The organism is Leptotrichia hongkongensis, from assembly GCF_041538065.1.
GTDB lineage: Bacteria > Fusobacteriota > Fusobacteriia > Fusobacteriales > Leptotrichiaceae > Leptotrichia > Leptotrichia hongkongensis.
In genome coordinates, this window is sequence record NZ_JBGORW010000005.1 from 130094 (window position 1) to 149457 (window position 19364).

General features: G+C 29.4%; 20 protein-coding genes. All 20 read left to right on the forward strand.

Going from position 1 to position 19364, the window contains the following annotated elements; all coding sequences use genetic code 11:
• Positions 1 to 4: 4 nt before the first annotated feature.
• The 20 genes from ACEG17_RS05300 (at position 5) to ACEG17_RS05395 (ending at position 19358) form a co-directional block, all read left to right on the forward strand.
• Complete coding sequence (locus ACEG17_RS05300; RefSeq protein WP_372582852.1) at positions 5 to 370, forward strand: Rid family detoxifying hydrolase; 366 nt, start codon at positions 5 to 7, stop codon at positions 368 to 370.
• A gap of 467 nt (positions 371 to 837) precedes the next feature.
• Positions 838 to 1725 (forward strand): Imm49 family immunity protein, encoded by an 888-nt coding sequence (locus ACEG17_RS05305; RefSeq protein WP_372582853.1) that lies wholly within the window; start codon positions 838 to 840, stop codon positions 1723 to 1725.
• 202 nt (positions 1726 to 1927) lie between these two features.
• Positions 1928 to 3538, forward strand: a complete 1611-nt coding sequence (gene cls, locus ACEG17_RS05310; protein ID WP_372582854.1) for a cardiolipin synthase — start codon at positions 1928 to 1930, stop codon at positions 3536 to 3538.
• A gap of 29 nt (positions 3539 to 3567) precedes the next feature.
• Positions 3568 to 4641 (forward strand): tRNA pseudouridine(55) synthase TruB, encoded by a 1074-nt coding sequence (truB, locus tag ACEG17_RS05315; RefSeq protein ID WP_372582855.1) that lies wholly within the window; start codon positions 3568 to 3570, stop codon positions 4639 to 4641.
• Between the two features lie 32 nt (positions 4642 to 4673).
• Positions 4674 to 6272, forward strand: a complete 1599-nt coding sequence (locus ACEG17_RS05320; protein WP_372582856.1) for a hypothetical protein — start codon at positions 4674 to 4676, stop codon at positions 6270 to 6272.
• Positions 6273 to 6390: 118 nt separating this feature from the next.
• Positions 6391 to 6960 (forward strand): crossover junction endodeoxyribonuclease RuvC, encoded by a 570-nt coding sequence (gene ruvC / locus ACEG17_RS05325; protein ID WP_372582857.1) that lies wholly within the window; start codon positions 6391 to 6393, stop codon positions 6958 to 6960.
• A 49-nt stretch (positions 6961 to 7009) separates the two neighbouring features.
• Positions 7010 to 7471, forward strand: a complete 462-nt coding sequence (locus ACEG17_RS05330) for a tRNA (cytidine(34)-2'-O)-methyltransferase (RefSeq protein WP_372582858.1) — start codon at positions 7010 to 7012, stop codon at positions 7469 to 7471.
• 23 nt (positions 7472 to 7494) lie between these two features.
• Positions 7495 to 8364: a thymidylate synthase gene (gene thyA, locus ACEG17_RS05335; RefSeq protein WP_372582859.1), complete on the forward strand. Its 870-nt coding sequence runs from the start codon at positions 7495 to 7497 to the stop codon at positions 8362 to 8364.
• Between the two features lie 116 nt (positions 8365 to 8480).
• Complete coding sequence (locus ACEG17_RS05340) at positions 8481 to 9002, forward strand: dihydrofolate reductase (RefSeq protein ID WP_372582860.1); 522 nt, start codon at positions 8481 to 8483, stop codon at positions 9000 to 9002.
• A gap of 30 nt (positions 9003 to 9032) precedes the next feature.
• Positions 9033 to 9593, forward strand: coding sequence for a TetR/AcrR family transcriptional regulator (locus ACEG17_RS05345; RefSeq protein ID WP_372582861.1), 561 nt, complete (start codon positions 9033 to 9035; stop codon positions 9591 to 9593).
• 115 nt (positions 9594 to 9708) lie between these two features.
• The gene (locus ACEG17_RS05350; protein WP_147005193.1) at positions 9709 to 10383 is read left to right on the forward strand and encodes a lysophospholipid acyltransferase family protein; all 675 of its coding nucleotides are present in this window, start codon (positions 9709 to 9711) and stop codon (positions 10381 to 10383) included.
• Between the two features lie 52 nt (positions 10384 to 10435).
• Positions 10436 to 12337 carry a methionine--tRNA ligase gene (gene metG / locus ACEG17_RS05355; RefSeq protein ID WP_372582862.1) on the forward strand — a complete coding sequence of 634 codons (1902 nt, stop codon included), beginning with the start codon at positions 10436 to 10438 and terminating at the stop codon, positions 12335 to 12337.
• Between the two features lie 90 nt (positions 12338 to 12427).
• Positions 12428 to 13816: an SEL1-like repeat protein gene (locus tag ACEG17_RS05360; RefSeq protein WP_372582863.1), complete on the forward strand. Its 1389-nt coding sequence runs from the start codon at positions 12428 to 12430 to the stop codon at positions 13814 to 13816.
• A 24-nt stretch (positions 13817 to 13840) separates the two neighbouring features.
• A complete protein-coding gene (locus ACEG17_RS05365; protein WP_372582864.1) occupies positions 13841 to 14368 on the forward strand; it encodes a DUF5105 domain-containing protein in 528 nt (175 codons plus the stop codon).
• 97 nt (positions 14369 to 14465) lie between these two features.
• A complete protein-coding gene (locus ACEG17_RS05370) occupies positions 14466 to 14960 on the forward strand; it encodes a TlpA family protein disulfide reductase (protein WP_299573195.1) in 495 nt (164 codons plus the stop codon).
• Between the two features lie 135 nt (positions 14961 to 15095).
• Positions 15096 to 15359 (forward strand): 30S ribosomal protein S15, encoded by a 264-nt coding sequence (gene rpsO, locus ACEG17_RS05375; protein ID WP_021743041.1) that lies wholly within the window; start codon positions 15096 to 15098, stop codon positions 15357 to 15359.
• 75 nt (positions 15360 to 15434) lie between these two features.
• Positions 15435 to 16298 carry a lysophospholipid acyltransferase family protein gene (locus ACEG17_RS05380; RefSeq protein ID WP_372582865.1) on the forward strand — a complete coding sequence of 288 codons (864 nt, stop codon included), beginning with the start codon at positions 15435 to 15437 and terminating at the stop codon, positions 16296 to 16298.
• An 89-nt stretch (positions 16299 to 16387) separates the two neighbouring features.
• A complete protein-coding gene (locus ACEG17_RS05385) occupies positions 16388 to 16789 on the forward strand; it encodes a hypothetical protein (protein ID WP_299573197.1) in 402 nt (133 codons plus the stop codon).
• A 12-nt stretch (positions 16790 to 16801) separates the two neighbouring features.
• Positions 16802 to 18376 (forward strand): ribonuclease Y, encoded by a 1575-nt coding sequence (rny, locus tag ACEG17_RS05390; protein ID WP_372582866.1) that lies wholly within the window; start codon positions 16802 to 16804, stop codon positions 18374 to 18376.
• A gap of 202 nt (positions 18377 to 18578) precedes the next feature.
• Positions 18579 to 19358 (forward strand): TIGR00282 family metallophosphoesterase, encoded by a 780-nt coding sequence (locus tag ACEG17_RS05395; RefSeq protein ID WP_372582867.1) that lies wholly within the window; start codon positions 18579 to 18581, stop codon positions 19356 to 19358.
• Positions 19359 to 19364 lie beyond the last annotated feature (6 nt).

A 19364-nucleotide genomic window follows, 5' to 3' on the forward strand; every position in this document is an offset into this window, starting at 1 on the left:
ATAAATGAAAAAAATACCAGAAGCAGTTGGACCATATTCAGCCTTTAGAAAAGCAGGCGACTTTTTATATATTTCAGGACAAATTGCAATAAATCCTGAAAATCAGCAAATTGAAGCTGTTACAGTAGAAGAGCAGGCAAGACAAGTTCTTGAAAACTTGAAAGCAATCTTAGAAAACAACGGATTAACAACAAAAAACGTTATAAAAACAACTGTATTATTAGACAACATCAATGACTTCGCAGCAGTAAACAACATTTATGCAGAATACTTTACTGAACCATATCCAGCAAGATCAGCCTTTGCAGTAGATAAATTACCAAAAGGAGTTTTGGTGGAAATTGAAGCAATAGCTTATTTTGGAGAATAATTTTTAAATGAAATAGATGACTTTGGGGAAACTTGAAGTTGTCTTTTTTTATAGGATTTTAAGATAATTAAGGTATAATTTTTTTGTTTTAATAAACCGACGGAGCTTTTATTTGTTCAACTACGACTGTTTGACGACTGAAAGGAGGAGTTTCGGAGTTGGGCAAATAAAAGTCGTAGTCTAGCCATAGGTGTTGCGTAGCAATCTTGCCATACATTTTGATTCTCAGGATAAATCTTTATTGCAAGATAAGGATTTGCGGCAATGAGCAATCCTACGAAAAGAAAAAAGAAAAAAACTAATATTAAATAAAATAATCTAATACTAAATCCCGTTATGAAATAGAAACTATACTAAGCACAAAAAGAGTATAGTATGTAATTTAAACATTTGCTATTTAAATGGGTAATAAATAGTATTATACCTGTAGAAATACAAAATAAATAATAATGAGAAAGGAAAAAACTATGAAGAACATATTAGTAGGAGAAAAAAAATACGAAAAAGGAATTAGTTTAATTTCAAGTTTTTTAGGAAAAGAAGAAAATTTTGATAAAGATGAATTGGAGTATATAGAAAATAAAAAAGGAAATCAATTTTCTTGTATGTATTTTCTTTATTCGGATTATTCTAGACTGTCATCAGTAAATTTATTAATAGAAAAAAATATTGAAGAACATAGATTAAATTGCTATATAGCTGGGAAACTAAGAATACTCTCTACAGGTAGATCAAGTATGCTTGTTACTCACCCAACTCAAATGTTTGAAATGTTTATGTCTAATAATCCGGATTTTATAACATTTTTCAAAAATAATATAGAGATGATAATGCCTAATGATTATGATAGTGAAAAAAATAAATATGGATATTTAAAAAATGATTATGGATTATTTTTCTTAATTCGTGTAATTCTTCATGCAATAAGAGGAGATTTTGAAGAAGTGAAAAAAAGATGTGCTGCATATTTGGAAAAACCATTGAAAGACAGTTATTATAAATACGGAGAACTGCATTATGAATTTTTAAGTGCTTTGGCAGATAAAGATATTGATGGAATGAAAAAAGCAATAAATGGAATGATGGAACAGAAGGTGGCAAGAAAATTTTCAAATGATAACAATCCAAATTATGAATTTTACTTGCATGTATATGTCATAATATATGCCAAAATAGCCTTATATCATGGAATAGATTTAGAAATTGATAATGAAGTAGCACCAAAAGAATTAATAGATATAACACCTCTTGAAAAATATGAAGATCCGTATGATTTTATGAAAGATTTTGATTTGGCAACAGTAACTCCGAAAGAATGGAAAGAATGGAAAAACAGCTGGAATTTAAATTTTTAACATAAGGAAATTAACTAATTAAATAAATTATGAACTGTTTTTTTTTACATAATGTATGTACTTTTTAATTTTAATTCGTTATGTCACGTTTTTAGAATTTGTTCAATAAGAATGATTGAAAATCTTTGTTAAAAGTGATAAAATTATAGATATAATGCTAAAAGATAGATTAATTTAACAAATAAAAAATGAGGGAGATAATATGCTGCATGGACTGGCTATAATTATTTCAAGCTGGATAATTCCGTTTGAAAGGCTGCATTATCTGATAATTATTGTTTTGACAGTATCGGTACTGTTGTCGGATAAATCGCCGAATGCGATGCTTGCCTGGATTTTTACAATTTTTACATTTCCACTTGGTGGAGCGGTTTTGTATCTTTTGTTTGGGATTAACTGGAGAAGGAATAAGATAATTTCTAAGAAGATGAAGGGGGAAGAAAAAAAGCTGTATTCAAGGATTTTTAATTTTATGCAGCGGGACGTATCGGATATTTTTAGATCACAGGACTTTTTTTATTATAATCGTCTTGAAAATGTAGATGGAAACACAGATAAAATGACTGAAGCAGAAATAAAAGCTACGATACGGAATCAGATTGATACAATGATAAAAAATATTAATTTAGGCAGTCAGCAAAGTGAACTTGTAAAAATGCTGTATGAGGCTGAAGGGACTTTTTTGACCAATAATGATTCGTATAAATTGTTTTTTCATGGGAAAGAGGCATTTGATTCGATTATTTCTGATATAGAAAATGCAAAAAGTATGATTTATATGGAATATTTTATTTGGAAGGCTGATGAACTTGGGGAAAGAATAAAAAATGCACTTTTGAAAAAGGCTAAGGAAGGAGTTAAAATAAAATTGCTTTTTGACGGAGTGGGAACTTGGAAATTGCCTAGAAAATATAAAAAGGAACTTAGAAACGCTGGAATTGAGATAAGATGGTTTTTAGATGTTAAATTTTTTATTTCCAAGATGAATTATCGTAATCATAGAAAAATAGCGTTAATCGATAATAATATAGTGCATACTGGCGGCATGAATGTAGGGCAGGAATATATAGACGGTGGAAAGAGATTTGATAGCTGGAGGGATACAAATATTCGGATTACAGGAGAAATAATTGGACAGTATCTGGCAATTTTTGTTACAGATTGGCTAAACAGCGGTGGAAAAGACGATTTTATTGAAGATATAAAAAAAGAGGCAGTTCACGAACTGGAAGAGCAAAAACCAATAGATAAGCAAGAAAAACTGGAATATCTGATGCAGGTTTCCTCAAGCGGGCCTGACACAGAATGGACAACTTTGAAATATCTATATTCTAAAATGATTGCAACGGCGAAAGAGGAAGTGCTGATTCAAAGTCCATATTTTGTACCTGATTATGATTTGATTTCACAACTGAAAATGGCGGCTCTTTCTGGAGTGAAGATAAAGATAATGGTTACAGGAGTGCCAGATAAGAAAATGCCTTACTGGATAGCAGAAACTTATTTTGCGGAATTAATTGAAGCAGGCATTGAGATTTACCGTTATACAGCGGGATTTTTACACAGTAAAAATATTATTGTGGATGAAAAAATATCAACTCTTGGAACGTGTAACTTTGATATGCGGAGCTTTGAAATAAATTACGAGGTAAATTCGGTATTTTATAATGAAGAAATTAGTAAGGATTTGAAAGCACAGTTTACAAAGGATTTGGAAGTATGTGAAAAATTTGATGAGGCAAGATTAAAAAAGGTAACTTTTATGAAACGACTAAGAAACTCTGTGTTTAAACTGATTTCACCGATAATGTAAAGAATATGGCGGGTATAGGAAGGAGTAAAATGGAGAAGGATTTTACAAAGGATGGACTGATACTTTTAAATAAAAGCAAAGGGATAAGTTCGTTTGGGGCGATAAATCATCTGAAAAGAATGATAAAGGCCAAAAAAGTAGGACATGCTGGAACCCTTGACCCAATGGCCGAGGGACTTATGATTGTTATGATTAATGATGCTACAAAATTTTCTGACAGTTTGATGAAAAAAGATAAGGAATATTATGTGGAAATGGAACTTGGCTATAAGACAGATACTTATGATTCAGAAGGGACAGTTGTTGAAAAATATACTTCTGAAATTAATATAAGTGATTCTGAAATAATACAGGCTGTAAACAGTTTTAAAGGCAAGATAAAGCAAATTCCTCCAATGTATTCCGCAATAAAAATTGACGGTAAGAAACTTTATGATTTGGCAAGAAAAGGGATTGAAGTGGAAAGAGCCGAAAGGGATGTAGAAATATCAGAAATTAGAGAAATAAAGGTAATGCGTCCAGAGAAAAATTCAGAAAATGCTCAAAATATTAAAATTTCATTTTATGCAAAAGTTAGCAGCGGGACTTATATCCGTTCATTAGTTTATGATATTGGAGAGAAATTAGGAGTTTTTGCCACAATGACAAGACTTGTGAGAACTAAAATTGATAAATATGTTATCGAAGATGCAATTTCATTAGAAAAAGTTGAAGATGAAATTGAAAAATTGAAAGAACTTGTTCGAGGAAAAAAAGAAATTGAGTCTTTTTGGGCTACAAAGGATGATGTTGATATATGGGCTGAAAAAATTAGTGAAATAGCCAGTTTTGTAAAAATAGAGGATGTGCTGGATTATTTTGGAATAAATGTTTCTAACGAGAAGTATGGAAAGTTGAAAAATGGTATGACAGTTATTGATACGTTTAAAAAATTTGAAAACATAGATAAAGAAATCAGTGAAGTAAATGTGAGAGAAAATCAGAAATTTAAGGTATATGTGAGAAATAGGAGTACAAATATAAGAGAGTTCAAGGGAATTGTGAAAATTGTAAATATTAGAGGAGATAAAATCTATTTGAAGAGAGATAAATACTTTTTGTAACTTTCAGAACTGAAAAGTGGTGATAATGATATATGAAAAAATCAAATAAATATGTATTTGATATTGAAGTTTTTCCAAATTACTTCTGCATTGTCTTAAAAAAGTTAAATGATGACAAAATATTAATTATTGATTCGGATAATTTTAATCGTCAGAAAAAACTTTTGTATGACATAATTTCTAAAAATGTTTTAATCTCGTATGCAGGACATGGATTTGATGATATTGTGATTAATAACATTTTGAAATACAGGAATTCAAATGTAAGTAGAAATAAATTAAATAGCGAAATAAAAAAAATAAGAAATATGCCAAAAGATGAATACAAAAACGAAAACCACGAATTTTACTCTTATGATTTGGCTTATGAATATAACTTAAATCTTGGAGTAAAAGGGTTTGAGTTTAATTGTGGAGACAGTATTGAGGAACAGGATTTTGCCAATTTTAATTACGTAATTAAAAAAAATATATATGATGAAATTGTGGACAAAGTAATTGACTATTGTCTACAGGATGTACTGGCAACAGAAAAGATGTATAATTTTATAATAAAAGAAAAAAGCAACTGGGATGAAAAGGAAAATCTTTTAAATATAATTACAAATGGAAGCTACAGTAATAATATGAAGCTTAAAAAGAAAATAAAATATTTAAAGTATAATAATGACAAGCTAATAACTTTACTTTTAGATAATAGCTCTTCTAATTCTAGCCAGCCTGGAATAAACTATTCAAAAAGATTAAAAATGGATAATTATGACAATTATCTGCAAAAAAAAGTGTACAAATTATCAATTCAAAAAGATTACCTATATAAATGGCTACTTGAAAACAAACTTCTTCTTGAAAAGGATAAAAAAATAATAAAAAAAATACCAAGAGATTTGCTGTTAAATTCATCGTTTGCAAAGGAAGTGCTAAATAGATATAGAACAAGCATTGTAAAACGGATGAAAAAAAATTTTGAAAAAGAAAATATAGAAATGGTGGCAGTTTTAGAAAATAATATTTTTATAACAAATATAAATGATAAAATTCTTTATAAAATAAAAAATAAAATAGATACACAATATAAAAATATTTTTTATATAACAGATGTTGATAAATTTCTAAAAAATAAAAGTTCACTTTTATATAAAATAGGCAATGAAATTACAGGAACCAATGAATTTTACTACAGCAAGCTAATTATGCCAAGAAATCATATTTGGATATCAGAAGTTTTGAAACTATATTTTTGGGAAAAAAAAGAAATATCAGTGGCAGTAGAAGAAGTTTTTTCCAAAAATCCAGATATATTTTTCATATATGCTTCTGTTTATGAAGATATCTATGCCTGTGATGAAAACGGAAAGATAGACTTTGAAAGTAATGAAGTGCTGCATAAATTTAGAAAATATAGATTATATTTTTCAAAGACAGGATCACATAAGGCAGTCATGCAAAATCAGGAAAAATACTATGAAAAATATGGTTTTGGAGATATAAATAGCAATTTATATAAAATAAGAAAAGTTGAAACAAATTTAAAAGAGTTCACTAATTATGATGATATTGATTTAAATAGCTATATAGATTATGCTCAAAATTATATACAAAAGAATTTTATTAATAATACCGCTTTATAAAGGATATTTACCTTTATAAAAATTTTTTAGATAGAACGTATGAACAATGTTGCATACAAACTTGAGGTATGATATAATAAAAAATAGAAAAAAATAATAGTGGAAAAATAGGAGAAATATGCGGATTTTAGGGATAGATCCTGGTACAGCAATAGTGGGATACGCCGTTGTAGATTATGAAAATGGTAAATATGTACCACTTGATTATGGCTGTATTTTTACGGATAAAGATGAGGATATGCCAGTAAGGCTGGAAAAAATTTATGATGGACTGGAAAATATTATAAACCTTTGGAAGCCGACAGATATGGCAATTGAAGACTTATTTTTCTTTAAAAATCAGAAGACAGTAATAAAAGTTGGACAGGCTCGTGGAGTTATTACTTTAGCTGGTCAAAAAAATAATCTAAATTTATACAGTTACACTCCGCTTCAAGTAAAAATGGGAATTGCAAGTTATGGTAGAGCTGAAAAAAAGCAAATTCAGGAAATGGTAAAATTAATATTAAAATTAGAAAAAATCCCAAAACCTGACGATGCTGCAGATGCACTTGCTATCGCAATTACTCACATTAATTCCAAAATAGGATTTGGTGGTTTTGATAGAGGAGATAACATTACCAAAAAATTAAATAAAATTACTTCTAATCGAATAAAACTGGAAGATTACAAAAAATTGATGAAATAAATAGATTTGTATGGTAAAATAAACTTAAATAGAAAGAATGGTATATGAAATGAACATAGTTCTATTAAATCCAGAAATTCACGTAAATACAGGAAATATAGGAAGAACTTGTGTCTTAACAAACACAAAATTACATTTAATAAAACCTCTCGGTTTTGAACTGGATGATAAGAAAATAAAGCGTGCAGGACTAGACTACTGGAAAGATGTACAGCTTTTCGTATGGGAAAACTTGGAACACTTTTGGCAGGAAAACATCGAAAACAGCAATGCAAAAATCTATTTTGCAACAACAAAAACAAAACAGAGATACACAGATGTAAAATTTAATGACAACGATTATATAATGTTTGGGCCTGAATCACGTGGGATACCTGAAGAAATATTAAATAAATACAAGGAAAACAATATCACGATTCCAATGCTTCCGCTTGGACGTTCGCTGAATTTGTCAAATGCTGTGGCGATTGTGCTGTTTGAAGCTTTGAGACAGAATAATTTTGAATATTAATTTAAATAAATTTAGGAGATAAAATGAAACAATATCTGGATATGGTTAAGTATGTACTTGACAATGGAATAAAAAAAGAAAATAGGACAGGAGTTGATACAATTTCTACTTTTGCGTATTCATATAAAGTAGATTTGAGCAAAGGTTATCCACTTTTGACAACAAAAAAAATGTATTTTAACTCGATGTTGCATGAACTTTTCTGGTATTTATCAGGAGAAGAGCATATTAAGAACTTACGAAAAAAAACAAAAATATGGGATGCCTGGGCAGATGGGGAAGGAAGGCTGGAAACGGCTTATGGAAGATTCTGGAGAAGATATCCTGTACCTGAAATTCCATTAGATGGAGAAGTTTTTGCTGATGAGAATAATCCTTGGGTAACTAGAGAAGAAAATGGACAGCTTGTATTTGACCAGATTCAGTATATCATTGACACTCTAAAGGAAATGAAAACAAATCCTAATCATAAAAATGGAAGAAGAATGATAGTTTTAGCTTGGAATCCAGGAAATGCAACAATCAGTAAATTGCCGCCATGCCATTATACTTTTGCATTTAATGTTCTTGGTAATAAACTTAACTGTCATTTGACTCAAAGAAGCGGAGATATTGCACTTGGGATACCATTTAATCTAGCTTGTTATTCATTGCTTACAATGATGATTGCAAAAGAATGCGGATATGAAGTCGGAGAATTTGCTCACACAATAATTGATGCTCACATTTATGAAAATCATATTGAAGGGCTAAAGGAGCAACTGACAAGAGAACCGTTAAAACTTGCTAGAATAAATATAGCAGACAAGCCATTTAATGAATTGACATTCGAGGATATTACGTTAGAAGATTATGAAAGCCATCCTGTAATTAAATTTGAAGTTGCGGTTTAATCAAAAATTTATACTAAAACTTCTTTAAAACCTAAGTGAAAGTCAAATTAAATTTTTACTTGGATTTTAGAGTAGTTTTAGTATAAAAAATAAGATACAGCAGAAAGGTGATGTTGATGTTTAGCTTAATAGTCGCTGTTGGGAAAAATAATGAAATTGGAAAAAATAATCAGCTTTTGTGGCATATTCCTGAAGATTTGAAAAACTTTAAGAAAATAACGACAGGAAAGACGGTTATTATGGGAAGAAATACTTATAAAAGTATAGGTAGAGCTTTACCGAACCGAACGAATATAGTTTTATCTAGGAATTTTTTGGAAACAGATGAGAAAGTTAAAGAAGATAAAAAAAAATATGAAAATGAAACTACAAAGCTGGAGTTTTATGATGATTTTCAAAAAGTTATCGAAAAGTATAAAGATTTGAAAGAAGAAATTTTTATTATTGGTGGAGGTGAGATTTACAAAAAATCTCTTGAAATGGGAATTATAAAAAGGATTTATATGAGTCATGTTGATTTTTCTGATAATGAAGCGGATGCTTATTTTCCAAAGATAGATTTGGATAAATGGATAACTTTGACAGAAGAAAATCATGATGGCTGGAAATTTTGTATTTATGAAAAATTTAATGGATAGAATAAATATAAATTTAAAAAGGAGAAAATAATGCCTAGACTTAAATTTACAAAAGAAGTGGTGGTTGAGGCTGGATATGAGTTAATGAAAAAAGAAGGTTTTCAAAATGTAAGTGTCAGAAAAATAGCAAATTATCTGAAGTGTTCTACGGCGCCTATTTACTTTAACTTTAATACAGTAGATGAATTAAAGGAAGAAATTATAGACAAGTGTAAGGAAAAATTAAAAAAATACTTATATGGAAATTATGCTGAAAGAAAAATATTGAGTGGAGCAATTGGTTTTGTGATATTCGCTAGAGAAGAAAAGGAATTATTTAGGACAATTTTTCTTGATACAACAGAAAGATTTGAAAAACTTTATGAAGTAACACTTCGAGAGTTCTTGACAAAAGAAAATCTGCTGGAAAGTTTTCCTGCATTAGAGGAAGAAGAGGCTAAAAACGTCATAAATAAAATATGGTATTTTCTATTTGGTTATGCAACTATGCTTTGTACAAGACTTGATGATAATTATAGAAAAAATGAGACTAATGAAGTTATAGAAAATAAGATTTCCGATATAGTAAAACATTTTAAAATGCAAATATAACAAAAATTCAAATATCTGTTAATTTAATGTGGAAATTATAAATTAAGATTTAGTCAATTTTGGTTAATTTGATTTGATAAAGATTGGGTGTGATTTAAAAATAGTGGGAGAGAAAATGAATAAATATAAACTTTTAGGTTCTATTCTTCATCTTGTATACAGGATATTAAGTTTTATGACTAGAAAAGAATATTTTTATGCAGATGGCGTTAAAATAAACGAACCTAATATCATTGTTTTTTGGCACAGAAAAATTTTTACAGTATGTAATGCTACACGAATTATTGACAAAAAGGCTTCCATCGTAAGTGCCTCAAAGGATGGAGAAATCTTAGCAGAATTACTTAGAAGAGAAGGAAATGAATTAATACGAGGTTCGTCGAATAGGGACAATATAAAAAGTTTGAAAGAAGCTATGAAATATGCCAAAAAAGATTATACTCTTGGAATTGCGATTGATGGTCCGAGCGGTCCTATTTTTGAGCCAAAAGCGGGTGCAATTTTTATAGCACAAAAAACAGGAATGCCGATTGTTCCGGTCAGTTCTTACTGCAGTAAAAAATGGATTTTTAAAAATATGTGGGACAAACTTGAAATACCTGTTCCATTTTCTAAATGTGTTCATTATGTTGCAGAGCCATTTTACTTAACAAAGGAAACAACTTTAGAAGAGTCGATAAAATTAGTAAAAGAAAAAATACATCAGGCTGGAAATAAGGCATTCGAAATTTACAATGAAAAATATAACAAAAATAAGAATGTTGAATTTAATGAAGAAAGTTTTAAATAAAAAGATAAATTTTTAGATATTGATAAATTATAAAATTAGAGGGAGGAAAAATATGTCAAAAGCATTTTACATAACAACGCCAATTTACTATCCTAATGCGGCACCACACGTGGGAACAGCATATACAACAATAATTTGTGATGTTGTTTCTAGATACAAAAGATTAACTGGTGAAGAAGTTGGCTTTATGACTGGAGTCGATGAGCATGGGCAGAAAATTCAGGAAGCAGCTGAAAAAAATGGATTTACGCCACAGCAATGGGTAGATAAAATGTCTCTTAATTTCACAACTTTATGGGAAAAGTTAAATATTTCAAATACAGATTTTATGAGAACAACACAAGAAAAACATTTGAAAACTGTAAAAGAAATAATAAAGAGGGTGCATGACAAGGGAGATATTTATAGAGGAGAATATGTTGGTAAATATAGCGTTTCAGAGGAAACTTTTGTACCTGAAAATCAGCTTGTTGATGGAAAATATATGGGAAAAGAAGTCATTGATGTAAAAGAAACTTCGTATTTCTTTAAATTATCTAAGTATGAAAATGCACTGTTAGAACATATTGAAAAAAAACCTGATTTTATAAAGCCTGAAGGTAAGAAAAATGAAGTAATTGCCTTTATAAAACAAGGGCTTCAAGATTTATCAATTTCAAGAACTACATTTGACTGGGGAATACCATTAGAACTGGAAGAAGGGCATATAATTTATGTGTGGTTTGACGCTTTGAATATTTATCTGACAGGAGCAGGATTTTCGACTGATACAGAACAGTTTGATAAATTCTGGACTAATGGAACTGTAAATCATGTAGTAGGAAAAGATATTCTGAGATTTCACGCTATTATCTGGCCTGCGATGCTAATGTCGGCTGGGATAAAGTTGCCTGATACGATTGCAGCACATGGATGGTGGACTGTAGAAGGTGAAAAAATGTCAAAATCACTTGGAAATGTTGTTAATCCAGAGGAAGAAGTTGAAAAATATGGACTTGACGCTTTTAGATACTATCTGATGAGAGAGGCGACTTTTGGTCAGGATGCTGATTATTCTAAAAAGGCAATGGTTCAGAGAATAAATGCTGACTTGGCAAACGATTTAGGAAATTTGCTTAATAGAACGATTGGAATGCAAAAAAAATATTTTAATTCAGAAGTTGTATTAAATGAAGTTGAAGAAAGTTTTGATATTGAAATTAAGGAATTATGGAAAAATACATTGATTGATTTGGATAAGCATATAAATAATTATCAATTTTCTGAGGCATTAAAGGATATTTGGAAATTTATTTCAAGAATGAATAAATACATTGATGAATGTGAGCCTTGGAAACTTTCAAAGGATGAAAGCCAAAAAGATAGATTGTCAACAGTTATGTATAATTTAGTGGATTCACTTTACAAAATTGCAGTGCTTATTTCACCATTTATGCCAGAAACTGCACAAAAAATGATAAATCAGTTAGGACTTGAAAAAGATGTTACAAAATTACATTTAGATGATATAAAAGAATGGAAAAGTTATCCTGTTGGAAATCGGTTAAATGAAGCAGTTCCGCTGTTCCCAAGAATTGAATTGGAAGAGGAGCCAAAAAAAGAATACAATGAGGACTTGAAAATTGAAAATCCAATTACAATAGATGATTTTAATAAAATTGAAATAAAAGTTGTTCAAATTGAAAAAGTAGAGAAAATTGAAAATGCGGATAAATTGTTAAAATTCATTGTAAATACTGGAAAAGAGAAAAGGCAGATAATTTCTGGAATTGCAAAATGGTATCCAAATGAACAAGAACTAGTTGGGAAAAAAGTACAGGCTATACTGAATTTAAAACCAGTAGAATTAAAAGGAGAATTATCACAAGGAATGCTACTGACAGCAACTGAAAAGAAAAAAACGAAACTTATAATTATTGACGATGAAATAAAGATTGGAACTACTGTAAAATAATAGTATCAAAAATCAATATATTCTAGGTTTGTTATGTTCTAAGTAAAAGTGGGGGAAAATTTTTTTACGAATAGGAAATGTGATAAAAATATGAAAAAATGGATATATATAATGATTGCATCATTATTTTTAGTAGCTTGTTCAAAAACAGATAATGGTTATGATGCACTTGAAAGAGGACTTATTGGAATCCTTGAAAAAAAGGATTATGAATATATTATGAAAAATATAAATGAATCAGCAAAAGCTGGAAATGAATATGTTTACGGACTTGCCTATACCTATCTTGCTGAAAATGGAACTATGTTCTTTAACAGATACATGAAAAAAAGTAAAGGGCTTGCTGAATACTATCAAGCGCTTTTATTGCAGCAGACAAACGGAGACGAAAGCCAAATCATAGATCTTTTGGAAAGTTCTGCAAAACAGGGAAATGTAAAAGCTTATTATGTAATAGGGACTATATATGAAAATAAGCTTGAATTTACAAAAGCACAGGAATATTTGAAAAAAGGAAGAGATGCTAATGAAATTTATGCACTTTATTCTTATGAATACAACAAAAATTTGATGAATTTTTATAAAAGAATAGAGGAATTAAATAAAAAATTAAATGATGGAAGCATTTCAGTAGAAGAAAAAAAGGAACTCGGAACTTTAGTTTTGGAAAAAGTTTCTAATACTGAAAAAGCTTACGATATTTTAAAAGACTTTTTGTCTGAAAATTACTCGCCTGCACTTTACGCAAAAGCAAAATTGCTGGAAAATGATGATAAAGAAGAGGAAGCAGTACAAATTTACAACCAGATATTTTCACAAAATAAATATTATCTTGCAGCATTTGAACTTGCTTCACGGCTTGTAAAAGGAGAAAAAAATTATAATCTTGCATTAAAAATGCTGGAAGATACAAACTCAGATGAAGTCTTAATTTTAGGATACAAAGGGTTTATCTATGAAAATTTAAAAGATTTTGCAAAAGCTGAAGAATTTTATCAAAAAGCGGCTAATAAAAATGATATTGATGCAATGAATTATCTAGGTCGTCTATATGAGACTCAAAAGGAAATAAAAAAAGCAAAAAATATCTATAATAAAGCATATTTGCTAGGATCAATATCGGCTGGATATAAACTTGCTTATATTCTAGAAGATATGGAAAAAGAGAAAAATCCATCAAAAGCTGAAGAAAATCAAGTAAAACAAAGCAAAGAAGCAAAAAAAATACTAGAAAGACTTGCAAGTAGTGGAGATGATTATTCAATGGTTGATTTGAGCCTTTACTATCCTGAAACTGATAAAATGGTACGGACTCTAAATCTACAGGCTGCCGCAAAACTTAATACAACAGCTTTCTACAACTTAGGAGTTTATTACTATAATAAAAAAAATAAACAAAAATCAAAATTTTATTTTAAAGTAGCTAAAGAAAATGGTTATGATATTGGAGAAATTTTTGATGCTTACTTAGGAAACTAAATGAAATATTAGAAAGAGAGAATTATGAAAAAATATATCTTATTGTTGTTAAGTATTATTCTAATGACTATAAGCTGTGGAAGGGATGCTGTCGCTAAAAGAATGTTTGAACAGCATATGAAAATTATTCAATCTGGAGATATGAATAAGATAAAAAAATGGGATTCATCAATGAATGCTCCTGAAATTGGAATTGTACTTGAAGGATTTAAAAAAATTACCTACAAAATAAATAAAGTTGAGACAAAAGATAAAACAGCCACAGTAAATGTTACTATAAAGTACCCTGATTATAGCACTTTTGAAAATGAATTTCATAGTATGATTACTGAAAAATATAAATCTTCAAATATAGCTTCAAAATCAGAGAGTGATAAGATATTTATTCAAGAAGCAACTAAATTCTTTAATGAGAAAATAAAAGAAAACAAATTATCTTATAATGAAAAAACAATAAATATAATTTTGGAAAAACAAGGAAATAACTGGGTTTTAGATGGAGAAAAAAATTTAGAGTTTGTTTCTATTTTAACACTTGGATTAGATAAATAAAAATAATTTTTTTGACAGAAAATTCTAATAATTATGGTGTATAATTACGAAATTATATAAATAACAAAAATTTAAGAAAGAGGAGAAAGAGTACAAAATGAAAAAAATAATTTTAATGATGTCATTACTTTTATTATTTGTGGCATCTTGTGGAAAAGAATTTAGTGTTGATGTAGATGGGAAAGGAAAAGTTCCAAAATTTGAATTGAAGGAGTTAAATAGCAATAAAACTGTTGATAGTGAAAAAATTATGAACAATGGTAAAAAAACATTAATGATTGTTGCTGCTGAATGGTGTCCACATTGTAAGGAAGAGTTGCCTGAAGTTCAAAAATTTTATGATGCAAATAAAGATAAAGTTAATGTAGTAGTCGTATTTACAAATTCTCAGACTAATCTTGGAAAAACACAGACTTATGTGAAGGACAATGGATATACATTCCCTGCTTACTTTGATGAAAATGGTGCAATTACTCGTGGATTTGCAGTTGATGGATTTCCATACAATTTAAAAATAAATAATGGTAAAGTTGAAGAAAAACTTGAATTGCCAGTTGATTTTGATTCATTAACAGCTTCGTTTGCAAAATAGTCAATTTTTGAAAAATTGAAAGCGGAAGTCTTTACAAATAATAGAATATATGATAAAATATTTCTGAATTTATACTATGAATATAAGTTTGCCGCTATATTCTTGGTTTAAATAATAATTATTAGGAGGAAAACAATGGCATTAAAACCAAAAAAAGAAATTATTGAAGCATATGGAAAAAATGCTCAAGATACAGGATCTGCTGAAGTACAAGTTGCACTTCTTACAGACAGAATCAGTCATTTGACAGCTCACTTAAAAACACATCCTAAAGATGTGCATTCAAGAGTAGGATTACTAAAAATGGTTGGTAAAAGAAGAAGATTATTAAACTACATCAAAAATAGAAACGTTGATGATTATAGATCATTAATCGAAAAATTAGGAATCAGAAAATAGTAATTAAGATAAAAGAGCGTATTTTATGTATGCTCTTTTTTTAAAAAATAAATTTTTAAGGAGTTTAAGAATAAGATGAAATATAAAATAAGTGAAGAAATAACAGGATTTTTTGTTATTTTGATAAAAAAGATTTTGTCAATTTTTTCTCTTAAAACAAGATATAGAATTTTTGAAAGTTTCGGAATAGCAGCATATTATCTTATAAAAAAAAGACGTCTACTTACGATAGATAATATAAAAAATGCTTTTCCTGAAAAAAATGATAAAGACATTGAGAGAATTGCAAAAGAATCATATAAGACAATGGGAAAGATGATTATGACTTCTATTTTTTTGGAAGAGATTACACGAGATGGGAATACTGTTGTAGAAAATGAGGAGCTAATGAGACAGGCTTGTGAAAATAATGAAAAGGCTGTTTTAATTGTTTCGCTTCATCTTGGCGGATTTGAAGCTGGAAGTAAAATGAGGGATATAAGAAAGTTTTATGCTGTTTTTAGAAATCAGAAAAATAAAAAAATTAATGACTTGATGACAAAATGGCGTGAAGAGGGAGGACTTAATTCCTTGCCGTTACATGACAGCGATAATTTGAGAAAAGCAATAAATGAAAAATCAATAATTGCTCTTGCTTCAGATCATTATGGAAAAGATGTGGATGTAAAATTTTTTGGACGTGAAACAACAGGAGTTGCAGGACCTGTTTTGCTTTCTATGAAACATAAAATACCAATAGTCCTTGCGTATGCCGTGTTTGATGGAGATGTAATACGAGTTAAAAATAAGAAAATTATTGAAATAGAAAAGCAGGAAAAATTAAAGGAAACAATGCGATATAATATGCAAAAAATTTATCACGAATTTGAGGAAATTATCAGAGAATATCCAGAGCAGTATATGTGGCAGCATAAAAGATGGAGAAATAAGAAAAAATAGTGGAAAAAAAACGAAAAAATTATTTTTTCTAACTTGAATATGTGAAAAAATTATGTTAAAATTAAATGACGAAGTGTTTGGAGGAAAATATGAAAAAATATTTATGTCTATTTATTTTGTTGATTCTTATGAGCTGTACCAGCCTTACTGCCTCTGAAAAAAAAGTAACTCAAATTGAAGCTAAGACAATTAGTTCTCAAATAATGCAAGTTACAGAAGAGTTAAAGGATGCTGCCAGTTCAAATGAATATAATAAATTAAAAGAAGTTTTTTTACCTACATTTAAAAATAATATTATTGTAAAAAAAATGCAAGAATACGATCTTTCGGGATTGACATTTGTTTTTTCTGATGTTAATGTCGTATCTAAAAATAAGGCAAATAGTGTTATGGTAGTTAATTTTGCCACAGCAAGCAATTATTATAAACTAACTTGGAAAAAAACAAATGATAATACTTGGAAGATTTCAAATGTAGCTGAAAAAAAATAAGAAGGGAGAAAAATGAGCATATCAATAGCGATTTTGTTGATTGTTATTTTTTCTTTTTTAACTTTTTTTATAGCTTATTTTTTTGGGAGTTCAATTTTTAAGAAAAAATACGGAGATTTGAACGAACTGGAATTAAAAATCGTTGATGCTAAAAGAAGACTTGAAACATCAAAAAAAGAAGTTGAAAGAGAAATTGAATCGTTTAGAAAAGAAGAAACACTAAAAGTAAAAGAAGAATTGTTAAATGAGAAAAAAATAGCAGATGACGAAATAAAGAAAATGAAATCAGAACTTGCTACAAAAGAAGAAAGAATTGCCAAAAAAGAAGAAACTTTAGAAACAAAAATGGAACGTTTAGAAGAAAGAGAATCTAAAAATGAGAAATATCGTGAAAAATTGTTCCGAAGAGAAAAAGAACTAGAAGAAATGATTGCAAATGAAGAAAAAGAATTGGAAAGAATTTCAGAACTGACACAGGAAGATGCAAAAAAAATTATTTTAACTAAGCTGGAAAATGAACTAGATCACGATAAAGCAGTATTAATAAGAGATTATGAACATAATTTAGACAGGGAAAAAGATAGAATTTCAAAAAGAATTATTTCAACAGCAATTGGAAAAGCTGCTTCAGATTATGTTGTTGATTCTACAATTTCAGTTATTCAGTTGCCAAGTGAAGAAATGAAAGGTAGAATTATTGGACGTGAAGGAAGAAATATAAGAGCCATTGAAGCTGCAACAGGAGTTGATTTAATAATAGATGATACTCCTGAAGCAGTAGTACTGTCTTCTTTTGATGGAGTAAGAAGAGAAGTTGCCAAAATTGCACTTGAAAAATTGATTTCAGATGGACGTATTCATCCAACAAAAATAGAGGAAGTTGTAGCAAAAGCACAGCATGAAGTAGATGAAAGCATATTAGATGCTGCAGAACAGGCTATTTTAGAAGTGGGAATTCCAACATTGCCACGTGAAGTATTAAAAGTGTTTGGACGTTTGAAATTCAGAACATCTTTTGGGCAAAATATTTTACAGCACTCAATAGAAGTTGCACATATAGCTTCAGCTTTGGCAGCAGAAATTGGTGCAAATGTTGACATTGCTAAAAGAGCGGCATTATTGCATGATATAGGAAAAGCATTTTCACATGAGCAAGAAGGATCACATGCTATAAATGGTGGAGAATTTTTAAGAAAATTCTCAAAAGAAAGTGAAATTGTAATAAATGCTGTAGAATCACATCATAATGAAGTAGAGCAATTAAGCATAGAAGCTGTATTAGTACAAGCAGCAGATTCAATTTCAGCCTCAAGACCAGGAGCAAGACGTGAGACATTATCAAATTACTTGAAACGCCTTGAGCAATTAGAAGAAATTGCTAATAGTCATGAAGGAATTGAAAGTTCGTATGCAATTCAAGCCGGAAGGGAATTAAGGTTAATTGTTCATCCTGATAATATTGATGATGATAAAGCTACAATACTGGCTAGAGATGTAGCAAAAGAAATAGAAGAGAAAATGCAATATCCAGGACAGATAAAAGTTACTGTTATTAGAGAAACTAGGGCTGTGGAATATGCAAAATAAATAAAAATGAACTAAAAGAGAGCTTATCCATTAAAAATATCTTTTTTAAGATAATTTTTATTCAGGAGGCTCTTTTTTATAGTAAAGTAAACCTAAAAAGATTAAAATATCAAAAAAATAAATTAAGAAAAACTATAAAAAAATTATAATATGTAGTATAATAAATATTAGATAAATTTGAGATGCAAAGGGATGATTTTACATGAAATTTTTAATAATTGGTGATATTGTCGGTAGACCAGGTAGAACCACATTGTTTAAATATTTGGAAAAAAGAAAACAGAATTATGACTTTATTATTGTAAATGGAGAGAATTCAGCTGGTGGTTTTGGGATAAATGTAAAGATTGCAAAGGAAATGTTTGAGCGAGGAGCAGATGTTATCACTCTTGGAAATCATAGCTGGGATAAAAGAGAAATTTACGCTTATATCAATGAGCAAAAAAATTTGATTAGGCCAATAAATTATACGAAGGAAGCACCAGGAAACGGTTATACAATTGTTGAAAAAAATGGAGTGAAAGTAGCGGTTATAAATGCACAATGCAAAGTGTTCATGCCTCCAATTGCTTGTCCATTTTTGGCAGTAGAGGAAGTTTTACCAAAGATTAAGGAAGAAACGGATATCATTATTCTTGATTTTCATGGCGAAGCTACTTCAGAAAAGCAGGCAATGGGATGGAACTTATCTGGAAAAGTATCAGCAGTTTATGGAACTCATACACATACACAAACGGCAGATGAAAGAATTTTACCTGGAGGAACTGCCTATATTTCAGATATAGGTATGACTGGAGGACATGACGGTATTCTAGGAATGAATAGAAAAGAAAGTATACAAAGATTTAAGGACGGAATGCCAACAAGATATTCTGTATGTGAGGAAAACTTGAGAATCAATGGAATTGAGCTGGAAGTGAATGAAAAGACCGGTAGGGCAGTATCAATTAAACGTGTGAACATGGGATATGATGAAATATAAAAAAGG

What these genes read in the sequence shown, in the direction of transcription:
- ACEG17_RS05300 (WP_372582852.1), top strand. Translation starts at nt 5, where the DNA reads ATGAAAAAAATACCAGAAGCAGTTGGACCATATTCAGCCTTTAGAAAA.
- ACEG17_RS05305 (WP_372582853.1), top strand. Translation starts at nt 838, where the DNA reads ATGAAGAACATATTAGTAGGAGAAAAAAAATACGAAAAAGGAATTAGT.
- cls (WP_372582854.1), top strand. Translation starts at nt 1,928, where the DNA reads ATGCTGCATGGACTGGCTATAATTATTTCAAGCTGGATAATTCCGTTT.
- truB (WP_372582855.1), top strand. Translation starts at nt 3,568, where the DNA reads ATGGAGAAGGATTTTACAAAGGATGGACTGATACTTTTAAATAAAAGC.
- ACEG17_RS05320 (WP_372582856.1), top strand. Translation starts at nt 4,674, where the DNA reads ATGAAAAAATCAAATAAATATGTATTTGATATTGAAGTTTTTCCAAAT.
- ruvC (WP_372582857.1), top strand. Translation starts at nt 6,391, where the DNA reads ATGCGGATTTTAGGGATAGATCCTGGTACAGCAATAGTGGGATACGCC.
- ACEG17_RS05330 (WP_372582858.1), top strand. Translation starts at nt 7,010, where the DNA reads ATGAACATAGTTCTATTAAATCCAGAAATTCACGTAAATACAGGAAAT.
- thyA (WP_372582859.1), top strand. Translation starts at nt 7,495, where the DNA reads ATGAAACAATATCTGGATATGGTTAAGTATGTACTTGACAATGGAATA.
- ACEG17_RS05340 (WP_372582860.1), top strand. Translation starts at nt 8,481, where the DNA reads ATGTTTAGCTTAATAGTCGCTGTTGGGAAAAATAATGAAATTGGAAAA.
- ACEG17_RS05345 (WP_372582861.1), top strand. Translation starts at nt 9,033, where the DNA reads ATGCCTAGACTTAAATTTACAAAAGAAGTGGTGGTTGAGGCTGGATAT.
- ACEG17_RS05350 (WP_147005193.1), top strand. Translation starts at nt 9,709, where the DNA reads ATGAATAAATATAAACTTTTAGGTTCTATTCTTCATCTTGTATACAGG.
- metG (WP_372582862.1), top strand. Translation starts at nt 10,436, where the DNA reads ATGTCAAAAGCATTTTACATAACAACGCCAATTTACTATCCTAATGCG.
- ACEG17_RS05360 (WP_372582863.1), top strand. Translation starts at nt 12,428, where the DNA reads ATGAAAAAATGGATATATATAATGATTGCATCATTATTTTTAGTAGCT.
- ACEG17_RS05365 (WP_372582864.1), top strand. Translation starts at nt 13,841, where the DNA reads ATGAAAAAATATATCTTATTGTTGTTAAGTATTATTCTAATGACTATA.
- ACEG17_RS05370 (WP_299573195.1), top strand. Translation starts at nt 14,466, where the DNA reads ATGAAAAAAATAATTTTAATGATGTCATTACTTTTATTATTTGTGGCA.
- rpsO (WP_021743041.1), top strand. Translation starts at nt 15,096, where the DNA reads ATGGCATTAAAACCAAAAAAAGAAATTATTGAAGCATATGGAAAAAAT.
- ACEG17_RS05380 (WP_372582865.1), top strand. Translation starts at nt 15,435, where the DNA reads ATGAAATATAAAATAAGTGAAGAAATAACAGGATTTTTTGTTATTTTG.
- ACEG17_RS05385 (WP_299573197.1), top strand. Translation starts at nt 16,388, where the DNA reads ATGAAAAAATATTTATGTCTATTTATTTTGTTGATTCTTATGAGCTGT.
- rny (WP_372582866.1), top strand. Translation starts at nt 16,802, where the DNA reads ATGAGCATATCAATAGCGATTTTGTTGATTGTTATTTTTTCTTTTTTA.
- ACEG17_RS05395 (WP_372582867.1), top strand. Translation starts at nt 18,579, where the DNA reads ATGAAATTTTTAATAATTGGTGATATTGTCGGTAGACCAGGTAGAACC.